The sequence below is a fragment of the Mesorhizobium sp. M0862 genome (assembly GCF_040319795.1).
In the GTDB taxonomy this organism is placed as follows: Bacteria; Pseudomonadota; Alphaproteobacteria; order Rhizobiales; family Rhizobiaceae; genus Mesorhizobium.
In genome coordinates, this window is record NZ_JAMYOJ010000005.1 from 231,713 (window position 1) to 249,081 (window position 17,369).

The 17,369-nt window shown below is 63.5% G+C and carries 19 protein-coding genes and 1 pseudogene; 2 read left to right on the top strand and 18 right to left on the bottom strand.

Going from position 1 to position 17,369, the window contains the following annotated elements:
• Positions 1-2 precede the first annotated feature (2 nt).
• Complete coding sequence (locus tag NKI15_RS10160; RefSeq protein ID WP_352514217.1) at positions 3-920, bottom strand: fatty acid desaturase family protein; 918 nt, start codon at positions 918-920, stop codon at positions 3-5.
• An 87-nt stretch (positions 921-1,007) separates the two neighbouring features.
• Here NKI15_RS10160 and NKI15_RS10165 point away from each other — a divergent pair, with 87 nt between their 5' ends.
• Positions 1,008-1,904, top strand: a complete 897-nt coding sequence (locus tag NKI15_RS10165) for a LysR substrate-binding domain-containing protein (RefSeq protein WP_352514216.1) — start codon at positions 1,008-1,010, stop codon at positions 1,902-1,904.
• A 13-nt stretch (positions 1,905-1,917) separates the two neighbouring features.
• Here NKI15_RS10165 and NKI15_RS10170 read toward each other — a convergent pair whose 3' ends face one another.
• From NKI15_RS10170 to NKI15_RS10205, 8 genes are all read right to left on the bottom strand, one after another.
• Positions 1,918-2,190, bottom strand: coding sequence for a DUF3303 domain-containing protein (locus tag NKI15_RS10170; RefSeq protein WP_352514215.1), 273 nt, complete (start codon positions 2,188-2,190; stop codon positions 1,918-1,920).
• 38 nt (positions 2,191-2,228) lie between these two features.
• Positions 2,229-3,692 carry a RimK family ATP-grasp domain-containing protein gene (locus tag NKI15_RS10175; protein ID WP_023692866.1) on the bottom strand — a complete coding sequence of 488 codons (1,464 nt, stop codon included), beginning with the start codon at positions 3,690-3,692 and terminating at the stop codon, positions 2,229-2,231.
• A 5-nt stretch (positions 3,693-3,697) separates the two neighbouring features.
• Positions 3,698-4,795: a peptidase C39 family protein gene (locus tag NKI15_RS10180; RefSeq protein WP_023705389.1), complete on the bottom strand. Its 1,098-nt coding sequence runs from the start codon at positions 4,793-4,795 to the stop codon at positions 3,698-3,700.
• A 206-nt stretch (positions 4,796-5,001) separates the two neighbouring features.
• Positions 5,002-5,793: an anti-sigma factor family protein gene (locus NKI15_RS10185; protein WP_023687291.1), complete on the bottom strand. Its 792-nt coding sequence runs from the start codon at positions 5,791-5,793 to the stop codon at positions 5,002-5,004.
• Positions 5,790-6,308 carry an RNA polymerase sigma factor gene (locus NKI15_RS10190; RefSeq protein WP_023670250.1) on the bottom strand — a complete coding sequence of 173 codons (519 nt, stop codon included), beginning with the start codon at positions 6,306-6,308 and terminating at the stop codon, positions 5,790-5,792. Before NKI15_RS10190 ends, NKI15_RS10185 begins: the two co-directional genes overlap by 4 nt.
• Before the next feature lie 162 nt (positions 6,309-6,470).
• Entirely contained in the window at positions 6,471-6,887 is a 417-nt protein-coding gene (locus tag NKI15_RS10195; protein WP_023708433.1) for a type II toxin-antitoxin system VapC family toxin, read from the bottom strand.
• Positions 6,887-7,129, bottom strand: coding sequence for a type II toxin-antitoxin system VapB family antitoxin (locus tag NKI15_RS10200; RefSeq protein ID WP_023705392.1), 243 nt, complete (start codon positions 7,127-7,129; stop codon positions 6,887-6,889). The genes NKI15_RS10195 and NKI15_RS10200 overlap by 1 nt, the downstream gene beginning before the upstream one ends.
• 47 nt (positions 7,130-7,176) lie before the next feature.
• On the bottom strand, positions 7,177-9,930 hold the full coding sequence (locus NKI15_RS10205; protein ID WP_023708432.1) for a DUF2339 domain-containing protein: 2,754 nt from the start codon (positions 9,928-9,930) through the stop codon (positions 7,177-7,179).
• A gap of 247 nt (positions 9,931-10,177) precedes the next feature.
• Here NKI15_RS10205 and NKI15_RS10210 point away from each other — a divergent pair, with 247 nt between their 5' ends.
• Positions 10,178-10,642, top strand: a complete 465-nt coding sequence (locus tag NKI15_RS10210) for an NUDIX hydrolase (RefSeq protein WP_023705394.1) — start codon at positions 10,178-10,180, stop codon at positions 10,640-10,642.
• 100 nt (positions 10,643-10,742) lie between these two features.
• On the opposite strand, the gene recO is transcribed toward NKI15_RS10210, so the two are convergent.
• The 9 genes and pseudogenes from recO to pyrE all read right to left on the bottom strand — a co-directional run bounded on the left by recO (position 10,743) and on the right by pyrE (position 17,284).
• The gene (recO, locus tag NKI15_RS10215) at positions 10,743-11,534 is read right to left on the bottom strand and encodes a DNA repair protein RecO (RefSeq protein ID WP_023705395.1); all 792 of its coding nucleotides are present in this window, start codon (positions 11,532-11,534) and stop codon (positions 10,743-10,745) included.
• 115 nt (positions 11,535-11,649) lie between these two features.
• Positions 11,650-12,531, bottom strand: a pseudogene (locus NKI15_RS10220) (aminoglycoside phosphotransferase family protein); the annotation flags it as partial.
• A 44-nt stretch (positions 12,532-12,575) separates the two neighbouring features.
• Positions 12,576-13,502: a GTPase Era gene (gene era, locus NKI15_RS10225; RefSeq protein ID WP_023670243.1), complete on the bottom strand. Its 927-nt coding sequence runs from the start codon at positions 13,500-13,502 to the stop codon at positions 12,576-12,578.
• Positions 13,499-14,215 carry a ribonuclease III gene (rnc, locus tag NKI15_RS10230; protein WP_023692856.1) on the bottom strand — a complete coding sequence of 239 codons (717 nt, stop codon included), beginning with the start codon at positions 14,213-14,215 and terminating at the stop codon, positions 13,499-13,501. Before rnc ends, era begins: the two co-directional genes overlap by 4 nt.
• A complete protein-coding gene (gene lepB, locus NKI15_RS10235; protein ID WP_023670241.1) occupies positions 14,215-14,964 on the bottom strand; it encodes a signal peptidase I in 750 nt (249 codons plus the stop codon). Before lepB ends, rnc begins: the two co-directional genes overlap by 1 nt.
• A 90-nt stretch (positions 14,965-15,054) precedes the next feature.
• On the bottom strand, positions 15,055-15,468 hold the full coding sequence (acpS, locus tag NKI15_RS10240; protein WP_023742630.1) for a holo-ACP synthase: 414 nt from the start codon (positions 15,466-15,468) through the stop codon (positions 15,055-15,057).
• Complete coding sequence (locus NKI15_RS10245; RefSeq protein WP_352886069.1) at positions 15,465-16,049, bottom strand: DUF2062 domain-containing protein; 585 nt, start codon at positions 16,047-16,049, stop codon at positions 15,465-15,467. Before NKI15_RS10245 ends, acpS begins: the two co-directional genes overlap by 4 nt.
• A 264-nt stretch (positions 16,050-16,313) precedes the next feature.
• Positions 16,314-16,694: a VOC family protein gene (locus NKI15_RS10250; RefSeq protein ID WP_023742631.1), complete on the bottom strand. Its 381-nt coding sequence runs from the start codon at positions 16,692-16,694 to the stop codon at positions 16,314-16,316.
• Positions 16,695-16,705: 11 nt separating this feature from the next.
• Positions 16,706-17,284 carry an orotate phosphoribosyltransferase gene (gene pyrE, locus NKI15_RS10255; protein ID WP_023742632.1) on the bottom strand — a complete coding sequence of 193 codons (579 nt, stop codon included), beginning with the start codon at positions 17,282-17,284 and terminating at the stop codon, positions 16,706-16,708.
• Positions 17,285-17,369 lie beyond the last annotated feature (85 nt).

Here is a 17,369-nt window from a genome sequence, read left to right on the forward strand (position 1 = left end):
CCTCAGCGCAAAGTCTCGACGTATTTCTCGTGGAAGCTGACATAGCCGGGTTGGACGACTTTGAGATGGCGCTCGATCAGCTGGTGGAAGGCCGGCAGCTGATGGAAGGGCACGCCGGGATTGGCGTGGTGCTCGGCGTGATACGGCATGTTCCAGGCGACTTTGCGCACCAGCCAGTTGGTCAGCGTGGTGCGGGTGTTTTCCAGCATGTTGGCGACAAGCGGGCAGCGGCCATGCTCGGCCAGCAGATAGAGCCTGAGGAAGGGCTGGCCGAGCAGCGCCGGCACGATCCAGACATAGAGCAGTACACTTGCCTCGAACCACAGGGCTAGCGCGGCGACCACGACATAGAAAGCGATCATGGCGCGGGCTTCAGTGCGCACCTTGGGCAGGCCTTTCGGCGGCACGTAGCTGTCGTGGCAGCCGCCAATCGCGTTGGTGTAGAGTGTCTGCAAATGCCCCCACCACACCGGCAGGCCCGAGACGTGGACGATGTATTGCCGCATCGTCTCCGGTTTCGGGAAGGCGAGTTCCGGATCGTTCTCGGGATCCTGGGTGAAACGGTGATGGGCGAAGTGGAAATAGCGAAACCAGTCGGCGGGCAGCGCGATCGCCAGGCTGCAGACCCTTGCGGCGGCATCGTTGAGCCACTGCGTCTCGAACGCCGTCCTGTGCACCGTCTCATGCAGCAGCGTGAACAGGAAGACGATAAGAATGCCTTGCGGCAACATCAACAGCGGCCAGTACGACACCTTGGCCGCAATCAGCCCGCCGATAGCCACAATCGCGCCGAGATGGAAGGCGAGTTGGACCAGACCCGGCCCGTCCGACTTGCCGGTCAGGCGGCTGCGCTGCTCATTGGTCAGGAACGCGATGACGTCGCGATGGTCTCTGGGTTCAAACTGGGCCGATACGGTCATGGCGCCAAGCTACTCGAATAAGAAAGCTTTCGAAAGACGAGGATTTCTGCGACACAGATAAGCTGACCTTACCTATCGGATCACCCAATGACCGCGCTTCCTTCCCTGAGAGGACTTCAAGCCTTCGGGGCGGCGCGCTCGGGGAGTTTCGCCGCAGCGGCGGATGAGCTCTCGATCTCGGCGGCTGCGGTCAGCCAGCTCATTCGCACCGTCGAGGAGCAGATGGGTCGAAAAGTGTTCCATCGCGTCAACCGCCGCGTGGTGCTGACGGAAGCCGGCGTCGAGATGCTGCCCCGGCTGACCCTGGCTTTTCGGGAGATCGGCAGCATCGCGCGTGGCAGCGATGCCTTCCGCCCGCGGCTTGTCGTATCGGTGCCGCCGTCCATGGCGATGGGCTGGCTTTCCGAACGCCTCGCCGGCTTTGTCGCCAGCCACGGCGCCGTCGACATATCCCTGCGCGGCGATGACGATCCGGTGCCGTTCGACCGCGAACTGATCGACATCCGGCTGTCCTTCGGCCCGCACTATCGTGAACACCCGAGCGAGGAGATCGTCAGGGACGCCGTCTACCCCGTCTGCGCGCCAGAACTCACCGCCAAAACCGACAGCCTCGCCGGTCTGCCACTGATTCACACCGACTGGGGACCGACCGGCGCGTCGTTTCCGTCTTGGCGCACATGGTTCGAGGCGGCGGGCATAGAGCCCGGCCGCACAGTGCAGCGCGGCCTGTCGGCGAACTCGTCGCGGGCAGCGCTCGACCTTGCCATTTCAGGGCTGGGCGTGGCGCTGGCGCAAGGCATTTATTGCGCCGGGGCGCTGGAATTGGGCCGTTTGGTCCGGGCTAATGCCCTATCGATCGCGCTGCGTCAGCCCTATTGCCTGACGATCCCGGAACGCAGTGCAAGGCGCGACCTGGTGGCGGCGTTTCGCAATTGGCTGATTGAGGAATGCCGGCGGTCGGTGGGTTCGCCGGTGCTCGGCTGATGGCCCGAGCTGCTCAGAGATGGCCGGCCAGTGCGGCGACCATGTCCTTTTTCGTCGCCACGGGAATGATCTCGAACTCCACCAGGTCAGCCCATTCGATAACCCAGCGCTGCAGCAGCGTGACGTCATCGGCTTCGACCAAAAGGAAGCAGCGGCTCATATCAGCCGCGATCCAGGAGTGGTGCACGACAAGCGCGTCCGGCTTCAATCGGCCGCGCTCGCCGAAACGGCGGTAGATCTCCTTGCGGTCGCAGCCGGTGAAATCCTCGATGACGATGAACTGCATTTTTCCCCCTCGGTTGAATTACCGCCCGGGACGGCAAACTAACGCCCGGGACGGTCCAGCCGCTCCAGGAACCATTGCGTCAGCCGCACCCAGACTTCGTCCTTTTCGCCGGAATCCTCCCAGCCATGGTCGAGGTTCGGGTTGTCGTTGACCTCGATGACGAAGACGCCATCCTTGGTTTCCTTGAGATCGACGCCGTAAAGCCCGTCGCCGATGCAGCGCGCCGCCTTCACCGCGGTGTCGACGACATGCGGCGGCGTCTCTTTCAGCGTGAAGGTCTTGATGCCGCCCTGGTCGGGCTTGCCGCTGGCCTTGTGGTTGACGATCTGCCAGTGTTTTTTCGCCATCAAATAATGCACGGCAAACAGCGGCTGCCCGCCGAGCACGCCGACGCGCCAGTCATATTCGGTCGGGATGAATTTCTGCGCGATCAGAAGATCGGAATCCTCCAGCCACTCGGTGGCGAGCGTCTTCAGTTCTTCGAAGTTGCCGCATTTCTTGACGCCGCGCGAGAACGATGAATCCGGGATCTTCAGCACCAGCGGAAAGCCCAGCGTCTGCGCCGCCAGTTCGAGGTCCGAGGTGCCGGCTATCATCACCGTCGGCGGCACCGGCACCTTGTTGTAGGCCATCAGTTCGTTGAGATAGACCTTGTTGGTGCAGCGGATCATCGACAGCGGGTCGTCGATCACCGGCATGCCTTCCTGCTGGGCGCGGCGCGCGAAGCGGTAGGTGTGGTTTGAGATCGAGGTGGTCTCGCGGATGAACAGCGCGTCGTAATTGGCGAGCTTGGCCAAGTCCTTCCTGGTGATCGGCTCGATTTCGACGCCCATCTTTTCGGCGATCTTGGCCCAGTAACGCAGCGAGGAAATCTCCGACGGCGGCAGTTCCTCATGCGGATCGACCAGCGTGGCGAAGGTGTAGCGTGCCGGGGTGCGGCCCTTGGTGTCGCGCCACTCGCGGTTGGTGTACGTCTCGAGCGCCTGCACGAATAAGGCTTCTTCCTCCTCGGCCATCCTGGCCAGCGGCAGGAAGCCGATCTTGCGGATCGAAGCCCATTCGGCGCTGTCCTTGATGTGAACCTCAAGCGCCGGAGCGCGGAACCAGTCGAACAAAAGCTTGGCGAAGCGGTCCCAGACCTTCGACGGTCCGATGCCGAAGAAGATGCAGATTTTTTGCGGGAAAACGCCTCCGAGATCCTTGCGGCATTTGTTGAGCGCCAGCTCCAGTTCCGGCAGCGCGTGCTCGTAGAGCTTGCGCTCGGACAGGTCGATCATCGTCTCGACCGTCGGGATGACCTTGTGGCCGCGCGAACCGGCGAGCAGAGAGGCATAATAGCCGCGGCTCTGGTAGGCGTAATTGTTCGACAGGTTGATGACCTTCGGCTGCTGGCCGCGAAACAGCGCCGGATGCGCAAGATAGTCACGGTTGGTGATGATCTTGTGCGGCGTCGCCGCCGGGTCGAGATCGTTCTGACGGCCGGTGAGGATGACCCAGGTCATTGTTATCAGCGTTTCCCAAGAGTGATGGCAGCACGCAGTCCGTCGCGGCCGAATTGCGCCATGTTCATGAAGATGCCGTGCGGCACGGGAATGTTGGCGGCATCGAGGATGGTCTCCTGTCTTTCGTCCTCGACCCAGGGATCGTGGATCAGGATGTGGTCGCCATCGTCGCCGATAGCCAGCACCCAATGCGGCACCTTCTTGCCGAACATCAGGAAGCCGCTGATCAGCACCAGCACCAGTTTTCCCTGAGCCAGGGCGCCGCGGATATCGTCGATGGTGAATGGACGGTAATTCACCGGGATGCCGTAAAGTTCCGCGCGGCGGCGAAAGTCCACCTGGGCAAGTTCCATCACCCGGCGCTTGTCTTCGCTGCGCACCGATTGCAAGAACAGCGCGCCATAGAAGGACACGAAGATTTCCGCCGCAAGCCCGCTTTCGTAGCCGGAAACCGCAAGGCCGAAGGGCTCGCAGCCGCCCGGGCCGGACATCATGAACACGGTCGTTGCCTCGCGCCATAGGCGGATTTCCATGACCGGATCGGGCACGAAGCCGGAATCGAAATTGGCCATCGCCATCATCAGGCAGCATGGACCGCAGGTGAACTCGCAGGTCTGCTGGTAGAACGGGACTTTGGTGGCGACGGGAATATCGCCGCGCAAGGTCTTTTCGTAGCGCAGCGCGGTGGCGCCATCCTCGTAATAGTGGGGCTCGCGACCGATCTTGCGGTAGCCGCTCTGCTCATAGATGCCGATGGCGCGAAGATTGTCCTCGCGCACTTCGAGACGCAACATCATGCGGTCGTGCTCGAAGGCAGCTTCTTCGGCCGCTGCAAGCAGCATGCGGCCAGTGCCGCGGCCGCTGAAAAACGGGCTGGTGGCAAGCGAATAGAGCCGGGCGACGCCGCTGCCCTTGCGAAACAGCACGATGGCGTAGCCGGCGACACGACCATCGCTTTCGGCGACCAGCATCTCGGCTGTCTCGCGTTCGATCAACAAGCGGAAGGAGCGCCGGGAAATGCGGTCACTGGAAAAGACCGCCTTCTCGATGGCGGCGAGGTCATCGACGTCGGACGCGCGGGCCTTGCGAATCTCGGCAGGCATGCGGGTTTGGAAAACCTCGATTGGGTGGAGGAAAAGGCCGCGGTCAAAAACGTCGCAAACATCAGCCGAAACGCCGATATCAGCCAAGCGCTATCGCACCTTGAATAGGGCCGAATTGTGACAGTTCCACCGCGAGTGGCGGGCGGTGACCGCGGCACCGCCAGGTGCGGCGCCGCCTCGGCGCATGACGCCAAAACGGAATGTGCTCAACTGGCGATACCGGCCAGAAGCTGACCGTAGGCGCGCTTGGCGACCGCGGCCAGCTGCTCTCGCGGCAGCGAGCCGACGACGGCGCAGGCATAGCCCTTGTCCAGCCAGTAGACCGCCTCGGGGCCGTCGGCGTCCGCCATGTAGGTGCCCTTGGACTTGGCTGAGGAATCAGCGGTAACGAACAAGGAGATGCGCTGACCCTTGGCGTCCTCGTAAAGCAGCATCGCTGCCTTGCCCTGGCCGGCGGGCAGCAGCCGGCCGCCAACCAGCTGGAAGCCTTCCGCCACCAGATCCGGCGCGACCAGTTTCAGGCCGACGCGGTTGGACAGCCAGGTCTGCAGGTGATCCTTGTCGCTTGCCGGCACTTCCACCGCATGGCGCTGTTCGGCGGCATAGATGACATGGGCGGCGATCGCCTCTTCGGCCAGTTGGTCATCGGCGCCATCTTCCCTGCCGATGCCGTCGATGCCGGCAAAATAGCCGCCAAGACCGCCGATGACGAGCACTGCGGCCGCCGCGGCCGCAAGCCACCAGCGCGACTGCCGCGCCGCCGCTTTGGTCGCGCCTTCACCGCTAACGATCTGCTTGAACAGCACCGGCACGGGCTCGTCGAGCACACCGGCAAAGGCGGCGCGCAACGCGGCGCGGTCGGCGGTGTAGCGGGCGCTTTTCGCCTTCATTTCGGGATTGGCGTCGATCCAGGCGTCGTAGGCGGCGCGCTCGTCGCCCGGCAGCTCGCCGTCGAGAGCCATGTGGATATCGCGTTCGGAAAAATCGCGGCGGGTCATTTCTCGACGATCCTTATCGAGCGGCGGCGCGCCGTGTCATCGAGCAGGCTGCGCAGCTCCTCGCGTCCGCGCGCTATGCGCGACATCAGCGTGCCGGCGGGCACGCCGAGAATGTTGGCGGCTTCGGCATAGGAGAATCCTTCGATGGCGACCATGACGAGAGCGGCGCGGCGGTCGGGGCTGATCGCCTGCAATGCGTCGATGATCTCGCGCGAGGCGGCGTTCTCGGCCTGCTCGGCGGGGACTGCCTGCGCCTCGTTTGCGTCAAGCGGCAGGATCGCCGCCTCACCGCGCCGGTTCACCTTGCGCATCTGATCGATGAACAAATGATGCATGATCGTGAACAGCCACCTCCGGGGGCTTTCTCCCGTCTGCCAGCTTTCAAGCCGCAAGAGCGCTCGTTCGAGGCAATCCTGGACGAGATCGTCAGCGGATTCGCGGTCGCGCAGAAGCGAGCGTGCGTAGCGGCGCAGGCGCGGTATTTCGCCAAGGATTGCTGCCTTCTTTTCGTCCATGACCGCTGGTTCTGAGGTCGCCCTTGTTTAACCCGATTGAACGCGCCTTCCCGGCGCGGCGCAAGCGGCCAGCGCGAAGCGGTCTGCCGCCCCGGTCACCCAAGCAGTGAGATAACGAGTTGATCGGCTAAATTATTCCCCGCAATCAACAAAAGGGCCGAATTATCCTAAATCGGTCAGTGCGAAATCATGGCCTTTGTACAGCAGTGGAAGATCGCGGCTTTTCGCGCAGGCGTAAGCAAAACAGTCCCCGAGATTCAGATCCGCCTTGTGGCCAACGGCTTTGCCGTAGCGGGCACTCGCGTCAATGGCCCGAGAGCCGATGTTGTCGTCAATGGCCAGACTCTCTCCCATGATCTCCACAATGAACTCATCGATCAGATCGCGGGCATGGAGAAGGGCTTCAGCGCTGGGTCTGCGCGGGCCGGCGCCGGCCCGTGCCAATGCCTGTGTTGCTTCGAAGTGAACCAACGGAGAAACCCAGACCTGCCCGGAAAAACCGGATAGCTGCTTCAGCAATTGCTCCCACCCAGGTTCCTGGTTGAGAATGGCGACGATCACCGACGCGTCGACAAACATCAGTCTTGCCACATCTCGTCGGTGAACTTCTTCATATCGAAATCGGGATTGGGCAGGCCAAGCTTCCTGGCCCTGTCCTGAAGACTGGCGATCCGATCGCGCAGCGGCACCTTCGCCCGATTGCGCTCAAGTTCGTGCACGAGCGCGACCCGCACCGCCTCCGTTTTGCTCGGAGCGTTCGTCTCGCGTTGCAATCTGCTGGCCAGCGCATCCACTTCGTCGTCGCGGATATAGAGCGGCATCGAATATCCTCCGTTGGATATTCATATATTCCACCTCGTATATCACTTCAAGTTGCAGCGTTGGCCTCCCTCGCCGCCCGCGTCAGCAGCCGCTGGTAGAACAGGCCGATGCCGATCAGCACGGCGCCAAGACCGATGAAGGACAGCGCCCTGAGCACGCCTTCCAGTTCCGACATGTCGAACAGGAAGACTTTTACCACGGCAATCGCGATCAGCGCCGCCGAGGCAATGCGCAGCACCTGCGACTTCAGCCAGACGCCGGCGGTGAGCAGCACGACGCCGATGATCAGCCAGAGCGCCGAATAGGTGTAGGTCTCGAGCTGGCCGAGGCCGCTCCACAGGCCGATGAACTCGCCCTTGAACACGCGCCTGACCGACAGTGTGGCGTAGGCGAAGACAAGCAATGCCGCCACCACCGCCAGCATCTGCGCATACCATGGCGGCCGCTTGTCCCTGGCATAGAGCGCCAGCCCGCCGGCGGCGATGGCCGGCAACAGGTAAGCCAGGAACAAGAGGTTGAACACCGGGATCTGGCCGGTCGATTCGTCGGTGAACAGCGGATTGAGCACCAGGAAATGCTGGAGGACGATGAAGGCGACCGAGAGCACGCCGGCGGCCATCGAGCCGTAGCGCAGCACAGAGCTTGGCGAGCGCATGTCGATGGCCACCAGTATTGCGCCGGCGCCGATGGCGATCAGCGTATAGATCGCCTGTTCGGCGAGCGTCACCGGGCCGGTGTCGATGACGCCACCATGCATAGCGTGGCGCACCAGCATGGCAACGGTGAGCAGCGCGAAAAGGGCTGCACCCGCTTCCATGGCCAGGCGCGGCCGGCCATTTGTGGTGCGGGCGAGTTGCCAGGCGGCAAAGCCGAAGGCCAGCGCCGGTACGCCGTATCCCGGCAGCAGCCAGTTGAACACCGGCGTCGTCGTCAGGAACTCGGCGCCGACGATGGTTGGATCGAAGGCGACGCGGCCGAGCACGGCGACGACCGCGCCGACCGAAATCCAGCCCAGCACGGGATAAGAACGCCAACGCGTCGCCAGCGCCGGCACGATGGCGGCAACGCCGGCAAGCAACGTGGTCCAGCCGGAACCGAAGGCCATGTGCAGCATCAGGAGCCCGGCCAGAGCCGAGCCGCAAAGCGCGAAGGAGACGGCGACGTCGCCCTTGAGCGGCGGCTGTTCGGCGCGCGCAATCCATTCGCCGCCGGCGGCGAAGATGACGACCAGAAGGGCAGCTATCGCTGCGTAGACAAGGTCGCGGTCGAGATTGCCGTAGGCGAGCCACAGCGTCAGCAGAATAAGCAGCGGCGCAGCGACGCCCCATGCCGCCCAGCATGCCGCGCGGACCCGTGCTGAGGCGGCGAAGCGGCGTGCGGCCCAGAAGCCGGCGCCGATGAAAACCAGGCCGAGGGCAATGCCGATGCGCAGCGTCAACGGATTTCCGGCCGCCACCGGCATGCCGTCAAAGCCGATATTCCCCTGGGTTATGTCGGAGCCGATGGTGGTGGGCGGAATGATGCCGAGATGGATCATCACGCTCGCCACGCCGGCGGCATGCAGCAGCGGCAGCGCGCGCGGCCGGTAGAGTGCGGTGGCGACAAGGGCGACGAGGACGAAGGCGCCCGGCAAGGCGCCGCCGGCGGCGACCAGCGTCGTGTCGACGGACAGGCCCAGCGCTGAAAACGCAACGAAAACGCCTGGCACGATCGAGGGCCAGTCGAAGCCGGTCTTCGCCGTCTCCGCTTCGCTGTCACGTGTGCCCAGCCACACAAAGGCAAGCACCGCCAGCGTCACCGCGTCGATGAACAGGATGACGGCAAGGTCGGCGACGAGCGTGCTCATCATGTAGGCGATGGTCCAGGCGCCGGTGCCGAAGAAGGCGGCCGCAATCAGGAATTTCCAGTCGCGAATGCGGGCGATCACGGCTGTGGCGGCAAGCACGATCGCCAGGTAGACGAACAGCGCCCATGGGTTGGGCGCCTGCGAGGACACAAGCGCCGGCGTCGCCATCGAGCCGACAAGGCCGATGCCGGCCAGGGCCTGACCGTGGACGAGAGCGGCGACAATGGTCGCTACGCCGATGGCGCCGAGCACGGTGAAGGCGAAGGCCGGGCCGAGGAAACCGTAAATGGCGTGCGCGGCATAGACCGTACCGAACAGGATGAAGGCGCCGGCAGCCGTCAGGATCGCCGGAATATAGGCGCCTGCAGCCCCTTGCACCGGCACCTTGAAGCCGGTGCGGCGGATGAACTCGCCGCCGCCGATCAGCACCACGCCGAGCAGCGCCGCCAGGGACAGCCGCACTTCGGGGCCGAAAATGCCGGCCTCGATGGTGTAGCGGATCAGGAACAGGCCGCCCAAAGCCAATGCGACGCCGCCGACCCAGACCGCCCAACGGGTGCCGAGCGCGGTTTCGACCTCGGACTGGCGGGCTGCCTTCGCCGTGGCGGCAGGCGCGGATCCGGTGAATGCCGCCTTGGCCGCGGCTGACAGTTCTGGCACGGCCTCGCTGGTGGCCGCATCGGCTTCGGCGGCCGGTGCCTGGGCATGTGCCGCGTCGGCTGTTGTTGGCGAAGCTACGTCGGCAACTGGTGCGCTAGCGTGAGCGGCATCCGCCGGTGCGCTTGCAGCCTGCTCGACCGGTTTGGCAAGGGGCGGTGTCGCATGCACTCCGGACAGAACCAGGCTGCGCAGCGCTCCGAGTTCGCGCTCGATCAGACTGACGCGGCCCTGCTGGCGCAAGACGAGGACAAAAAGCACGATAACGACGACGGCGCCAATCAGGCTTTCAAACATGGCGGTTCCCCCAAACCAGGCCAGTTTTCACTGACGATTGCGGCGGCCACACGGCCACCCCAGACGGCTATTCAAGTCACGCCACCGCAATGGTGGCCGAAAAGAAGTTATCGAGCATGTTTCGTCGGCAAATTCCAGCGGCCTACGGTCTTTATCCTCACCCATCATCTGAGATAGCCAGGAATGGCATGCCGCCGCCACTTGCCCAGGAGCCATGCTATCCTCGGATGAACTACGAGGAAATCGAATGCCGAAACGAAGTGCAGGGCTGCTGATCCACCGGACAAGGGCCGGCATTCTCGAATTTCTGCTCGTCCATCCCGGCGGCCCGTTCTGGGCAAGGAAGGATGAAGGCGCTTGGTCGATCCCCAAGGGCCTCGTCGAGGACAATGAAGATGAGTTGGCCGCCGCCCGGCGCGAGGCTGGGGAAGAACTCGGAGTCAGCATCGATGGCGATTTCGAACCTGTCGGCAGCTATCGGCAAGCCGGCGGCAAGATCGTCATCGCCTGGAGCGTCAAAGCCGATTTCGATGCCGATGCCGTTAAAAGCAACATGTTCACGATGGAATGGCCGCCCAGGTCAGGCGTGACGAGGGAATTTCCCGAAATCGACAGGGCCGGCTGGTTTTCCTTCGCCGAGGCCAGCCTCAAGATCCTCGGCGGTCAGCGCGCCATCCTCGATGATTTCATGGAGCATCGCAAAGCCGGCTGAGGCTCTTGCCCTATGAGTACCCCCACCCTAACCCTTCCCACAAGGGGGAGGGAATGCTGCCGCATGCAGCTTTTGCTGTGAACCTGGACGGTTGCGGAGGTCAGCACCCACCGAGTCTCCCTCCCCCTTCTGGCGCAGCGTCTGCCGTAAGGGCGGCCTTGCCGCCCGAATGATGCTTGCGCAAGGCGGCGAGGAAGCCGGCACGGGCATCGGGCTGTTCGATGCCGCGCGGCTCGTAGACATGGCGGGTGAAAAAGAAACCGGTCAGATGGAAGGCGTCCTCGAGTGCCGCGTGGTCCGCCCGCAAGCCGGAGCTGCGCTGCAGGAAGGCCGGCAGCGCCAGCATCTTGTCGCGCCACGGCGCACCGGCGGCTCGCGACACGGCACGGCCGGATTTCGGCGAGACATAGGCCAGATCCTGCCTGGCGCCGGTCGCCGCGCACTGGCTGAGATCGAGGCCGAAGCCGAGTTCGTCGAGGATGAGCAGTTCGAAGCGCGCCACCAGTTCCCCGGCGGCATCCGAATCGTCCAGATGGGCGATCATCACGGCAAGCGTCTCATACAGGCCGCCATGGGCGTCGCGCTCCGGCAGGAGCCTGAGATGCGCGGCCATGGTCTGCAGGCCGTAGACGGCGACTGCGCTGTCCATCAACCGGGCGGCATTCATCTCGATCGCCTCGGCCTGGAAGGTGCCGAGATGCTCGTCGAGGCGTGCCCGCCACAAAAGGTCGACGCGGTTGCCGGGCTGCAGCACCGGCTGCTGCTTGCGCGAGCGCCCGCCGCGCACCAGGCCGAGATGGCGGCCATGCGCACGCGTCATTACCTCGAGAATGGCGCTGGTTTCGCCATGCTTGCGGGTGCCGAGTATGATTCCCTCGTCGCGCCATTCCATGGCAGGAGCTTGTCACCGGTTGCGTGGCGAAATCAAGATTTTGGCGCGCCGCGTGCGATCTGTGCTGACATTGGATCCCCGCACATCGTCGAAAGGCTCTGATCACGCGAATTCCCCGGTGATCGGCCAGGACGTCGTCGATGACGCAGCGCGATCGCTCGGCTTCGACTTGGTTGGCGTCGTGTCCGGCAACGGTGATCAGCGCCTTCCACAGCGTCCAGCCGCGGCCGCGCGCCCAGGTCGCTTCATCGACGTCGATGGCGGCACGGAACGCCTCCCGGCTGTCGCCCTGGAAGAACGTCCAGGCGATCGCCAGGTCGCAAGAGGGATCGCCGATCCCGGAGGTGCCGAAGTCGATGACGGCGCTCAGGCGGCCGTTTTGGACCAGAAGGTTGCCCCAGGCGACGTCTCCGTGGAACCAGACGGGCGACCCTTGCCAGGTGGCGGCAAGGGCCGCATACCAGACAGCGGTGGCCGCCTGGGTGTCGATCTGCCCCTCCAGCGCCTGGAGTGCTTCCCTTGTCTGGTTGTCATACACGCTCAGCGATCCGCCGCGGAAGAAATTGTGCTGGCCCGCGGGCGGCCCGCCCGCCGGATCGATCCGCCGGAGCGCAATGAGGAACTTGGCCAGATCGACCGCGAACTGTCGGCGATCGGCGATTTCGGCGGTCTTGGCTGTTTCGCCGTCGATCCAGCGGTAGACGGACCATTGCCAGGGGTAGTCCTCCCCAGGCTCGCCCATCGCCAGTGGAACCGGGATCGGCAGCGGCAGAAGCGGCGCCAGCCTGGGCAGCCAGCGGTGCTCTTTTTCGACCTGCAAGGCATATGGTGCGGCACTCGGCAGCCGCACAGTCATATCATTGCCGAGGTGGAAGGTTCGGTTGTCCCAGCCGCCAAACGCCACCGGCCTCACCGGCAGATGCCGCCATTGCGGAAATTGCGCGGCGATCAACCGGCGCACGAGATCGGTATCGATGGTCGGTTTTGGATCAGGCATGTCATCGTCTCAAACTGCCGGGCGGCATTTCTAGACGATGAAGCTCAATGGGGAAACTCAAGCCCCATCTCGCGGTAGCGCTCGGGGTCGTCGCCCCAGTTTTCACGCACTTTGACAAACAAGAACAGGTGCACTTTCTGCTCGAGAATGCCGGCTATTTCCATGCGCGCCGACTGGCCGATGGCACGGATCGTCTCGCCCTTGTGGCCGAGCACGATCTTCTTCTGGCTGTCGCGCTCGACATAGATGGTCTGGTCGATGCGTACCGAGCCATCCGGTTTCTCTTCCCATTTCTCGGTCTCGATATGCGAGGAATAGGGCAACTCCTGATGCAGCCGCAGATACAGTTTCTCGCGGGTGATCTCGGCCGCCAGCTGGCGCATCGGCAGGTCCGAGATCTGGTCTTCCGGATAGTACCAGGGGCCGACCGGCAGCGCTTGCGCGAGATAGTCGAGCAAATCCTTGCAGCCGGAGCCGGTCAGCGCCGAGACCATGAAGGTGCGCTTGAACGGCACCTTTTCGTTTGCTGCCGCGGCCAGGGCCAGCAGCGCCTCGTGCTTGACCCGGTCGACCTTGTTGAGGATCAGCACCATCGGCTGGCGGACGTCCTTCAGCCGCTCGAGGATGGCGTCGGCGTCGCCCCTGATGCCGCGCTCGGCATCGATCAGCAGCAGCACGATATCGGCGTCCTTGGCGCCACCCCAGGCGGTGGTCACCATCGCGGTGTCGAGCCGGCGCTTCGGCTTGAATATGCCGGGCGTGTCGACAAAGACGATCTGCGCGTTGTCATGCGTGGCGATGCCGCGCACGATGGCGCGGGTGGTCTGCACCTTGTGGGTGACGATCGACACCTTGGCGCCGACCAGCTGGTTGACCAGCGTCGACTTGCCGGCATTGGGCGCCCCGATCAGGGCAACGAAACCGGAATGCGTGGCCTCCGCTGCCGGAGGGAGATCTTCGCTGCCGGTCATGCCGCACTCCCTTGGTTGGCCCAGATGCCTTCGCGCATAAGAAACGCCGATGCCGCCGCTTCTTCGGCTGCGCGGCGAGAGCCGCCCGTGCCGCTTGCCGGCGCAAAACCGCCGACCTTCACGGACACCGTGAAAACCGGTTGATGTTCAGGTCCCTCGCGTTTCTCGATCGCGTATTCGGGCCTGACATCGCTGGTCTTGGCGATCCATTCCTGCAGGTCGGATTTCGGATTGGGCGGCTTGGCCACCACCTTTTGCGAGCGCGGCTCCCAGTAACGCAGGACGAATTGCCTTGCGGCATCGAGGCCGCCATCGATATAGACCGCCGCGATCAGCGCCTCGACCGCATCCGCCAGATAGTTTCCGCCCGAGCCGCGCGAGCGCGCCTTCAAGGCAGCGTCGGCCCGAACAAGATCTTCGAGCTGCATTTCAATGCCGATCTCGGAGCATGTCCGCGCATCGACCAGGGCATTGAAGCGCGGGGCGATTTCACCTTCCGGCGCCTCAGGAAACTTTTCGAAAAGCAGGTCGGCAACGATCAGGCCGAGCACGCGGTCGCCAAGGAATTCGAGGCGCTGGTTGTTGCTGCTTGCCTTGACCGCACTGGAATGGGTCAGCGCGGTCTCGAGCAAACGGACATCCCGGAAGGAATGGCCGGTTTTGGCTGTCACCAAATCGGCCAGAGTTTCACCCGTCGGGCGCTTCAAAGCCATCAATTCACGAAATGGAACAGGCGCGACAGGCGCACCAGCGACGGCCATTTCCAGATCTCGAGCGGGCTCGCCTTCCCGGCGATCGAGAAGAAGACGATGTTGGCGCGGCCGACAAGGTTCTCCGCCGGCACGTAGCCGACGCTGAGGCGGCTGTCGGAGGAATTGTCGCGGTTGTCGCCCATCATGAAATAGTTGCCGGGGGGCACGACGAACTCGCGGGTGTTGTCGGTGATCGAATTCGGTGTCAGGTCGAGCGTGTCGTAGCTGACGCCGTTGGGCAGGGTCTCGCGATAGACGTCGACCGGCTCAGGCACTTCCGTGATATCAGGATTTTGGATCTGGCCGGTTTTCACACGAGGCACGCCCTGGCCGTTGATGAACAATTGGCCGTCCTTCATCTGGATCTTGTCGCCGGGCAGGCCGACGACGCGCTTAATGTAGTCGAGCGACGGATCCGGCGGGAACTTGAAGACCACCACGTCGCCGCGCTTCGGATCGGAACCCCAGATGCGGCCGGAAAAGATGTCGGGGCCGAATGGCAGCGAATAACGCGAGAAGCCATAGGACCATTTGGTGACGAACAGATAGTCGCCTTCGAGCAAGGTCGGCCGCATAGAGCCGGACGGAATCGAGAAGGGCTGGAACAGCAAGGTGCGGATGACCATGGCCAGCAGCAAAGCCTGGATGATGACGCTGACGATTTCGCCAAGCCCGCCGGATTTCTTCTCGGATTTTTCAGCCACGCTCATGTCGTCCTCGATTGTGCGTTGGATGGTATAGAGTCTCGGCGCGCGCTGGGCAACGTCAAGTCGGCGTTAGATAGCGGTCGTCTGATGCAATCAATGTGGCGCTTGTTCGGCGGGCAACGCCTCGATGATCACAAAGGCTTGAGCAAGCGGGAAATCATCGGTGATTGTGAGGTGGATCGCCGCTCTGTGCCCCTGTGGCAGGATTTTGGCCAGCCGTGCCGCCGCTCCCCCGGTCAGCGCCATCGTCGGCGCGCCGCTGGGCAGGTTGGCGACCCCCATGTCGCGCCAGAACACGCCATGCGCCAGGCCGGTGCCAAGCGCCTTGGCGCAGGCCTCCTTGGCGGCGAAGCGCTTGGCATAGGAGGCTGCGCGGCCCTTGCGGCCTTCCGAGCGGACCTGTTCGACCTCGGTGTAGATGCGCTGGATGAAGCGCTGACCATGCCGTTCCAGCGACTTTTCGATGCGTCTGATGTCGATCAGGTCGCTGCCGATGCCGATGATCATTCCGCCGGAACTTCCCGTCCGCGGTGCCCGGCCTTATGCGCCCGCTCTGCCATGCGCTTCCTGCGCTGCTCGCGAAAGGCTGTCATCCCCCAGCGGGTGATGCCGTAGAAGATCAGCCCGAAGATCAGGCCGAGCGGCACAGCGCCGATCAGCATCGGCTCCAGCACCGGATGCCACAGTTTTGCAAACGACAGCGTGTGCAGCATCTCACCAAGATGCGCAGGCGGTCCGTTCTTGGGCAGGCGCTCATGCAGGATCAGCTTGCCGACTTCCCAGGACGCTCCCCACAGCAGCGGGAAAGTCAGCGGATTGCCGAAGAATACCGCGCCGAGGGCGGCGGCCACCAGATTGCCGGCGACCACCCAGCAGAGCACGGCGGCGACGGCGAAATGGAAGCCGAGCGGAAAGAAGGAGGCGAAAACGCCGGCCGCGACGCCGGCCGCGACTGCATGCGGTGTCGCCTTCAGCCGCAGGATGCGCTTGGAGAAATATTGCAACGAGCGCGAAAACGAGCGGCGCGGCCACAGATAGGTACGCACCCGCTCCAGAATGCCATCAGGCTTTCGGCGTCGAAAAAGCACTCTGTTCCAGTTCCCGGTTCATCACGCCCAAATTGCAACCACCCTGGCCGGGCGCGGTCGCTCCATCTTGCGCTTCGAGGGCGCAGAAAGGCAACAACGACTTTGATATAGCGACTGCCTTGCGGCGGAACAATGAAACGCCGCCGCGATGGTCTGCCGCAGGCGGGTAACAAGAGCGCCATTGGGGCGAAACTGAGGACAATATCGATGAAAGCTCCCCGACGACGGCAAGGTCCGCGCGAAGACGACGCCGAGGCGGATAGACTATTCCCGATATTCGCTGACTTCGACCAAATTGCTGTCCGGATCGCGGAAATAGACCGACATCATCGTGCCGCGGGCGCCGGTGCGCTCGACCGGACCGACTTCGATGGCAACGCCATTGGCTTCGAGACTGGCGCAAATCTCGGCAAGCGGCCTTGCGGCGACCAGGCAGAAATCGCCGGACCCAGGCATCGGCGTCTTGGCTTTCGGTTCAAAAGTGTGCGTTGCCTGATGCAGGTTGATCTTCTGCGATCCGAACAGCAACGCCGTCGGCCGGTTCGGCTCGTCGTGACGCTTCAGGCCAAGCACCCGCTGGTAGAAGGCGCAGCTGTCCTCCACCGAGCGGACCGTCAGCACGAAATGATCGATGCCGGCGATCATCGTGATGTCCCCTAAATGTTGCGGCTACCCGGCTTGATCGCCGGGATGCCGGCAAGTTCGGGCGGCAGGCGGTCGGCGGGATAGGCCGGCACCTCATATTCGGCAAGCGCGATCAGCGGCACGCCGACATTGGTCTTGCCGGCCGAGCGGTCGATGATGCAGGCCGCCGCCACGACCTCGGCGCCAATCGCGCGCAGGCAGTCGATGGTTTCGCGAATCGACAGGCCGGTGGTGACGATGTCCTCGACGATGACGACGCGCGATCCCGGCGCGATCTCGAAACGGCGCAGCCTGAACTCGCCGCCTTCGCGCTCCACCCAGATTGCTGGCACACCGAGATGGCGCGACGTCTCATAGGCCGGGATCAGGCCGCCGATCGCCGGGCCGACGACGTAGTCGATCTTGCCCGGCACCGCCTTTTGAATCTTCTCGGCCAGCGCCTTGCAAAGCCGCTCGGTCTTGTCGGCATGCATGAAGACGCGCGCCTTCTGCAAGAAGACCGGGCTGCGCAGGCCGGACGTCAGGATGAAATGCCCCTCCAGAACAGCGCCCGCCTCGCGGAAAATGCCCAGAACTTCGTCGGTATTCATAACTCGCCCCATGTCCATGGTGAATGGTTAATGGTGAATGGTGAATGGTGAATGGTGGTGAGAGCGCCTTCTTTCACTATTCACT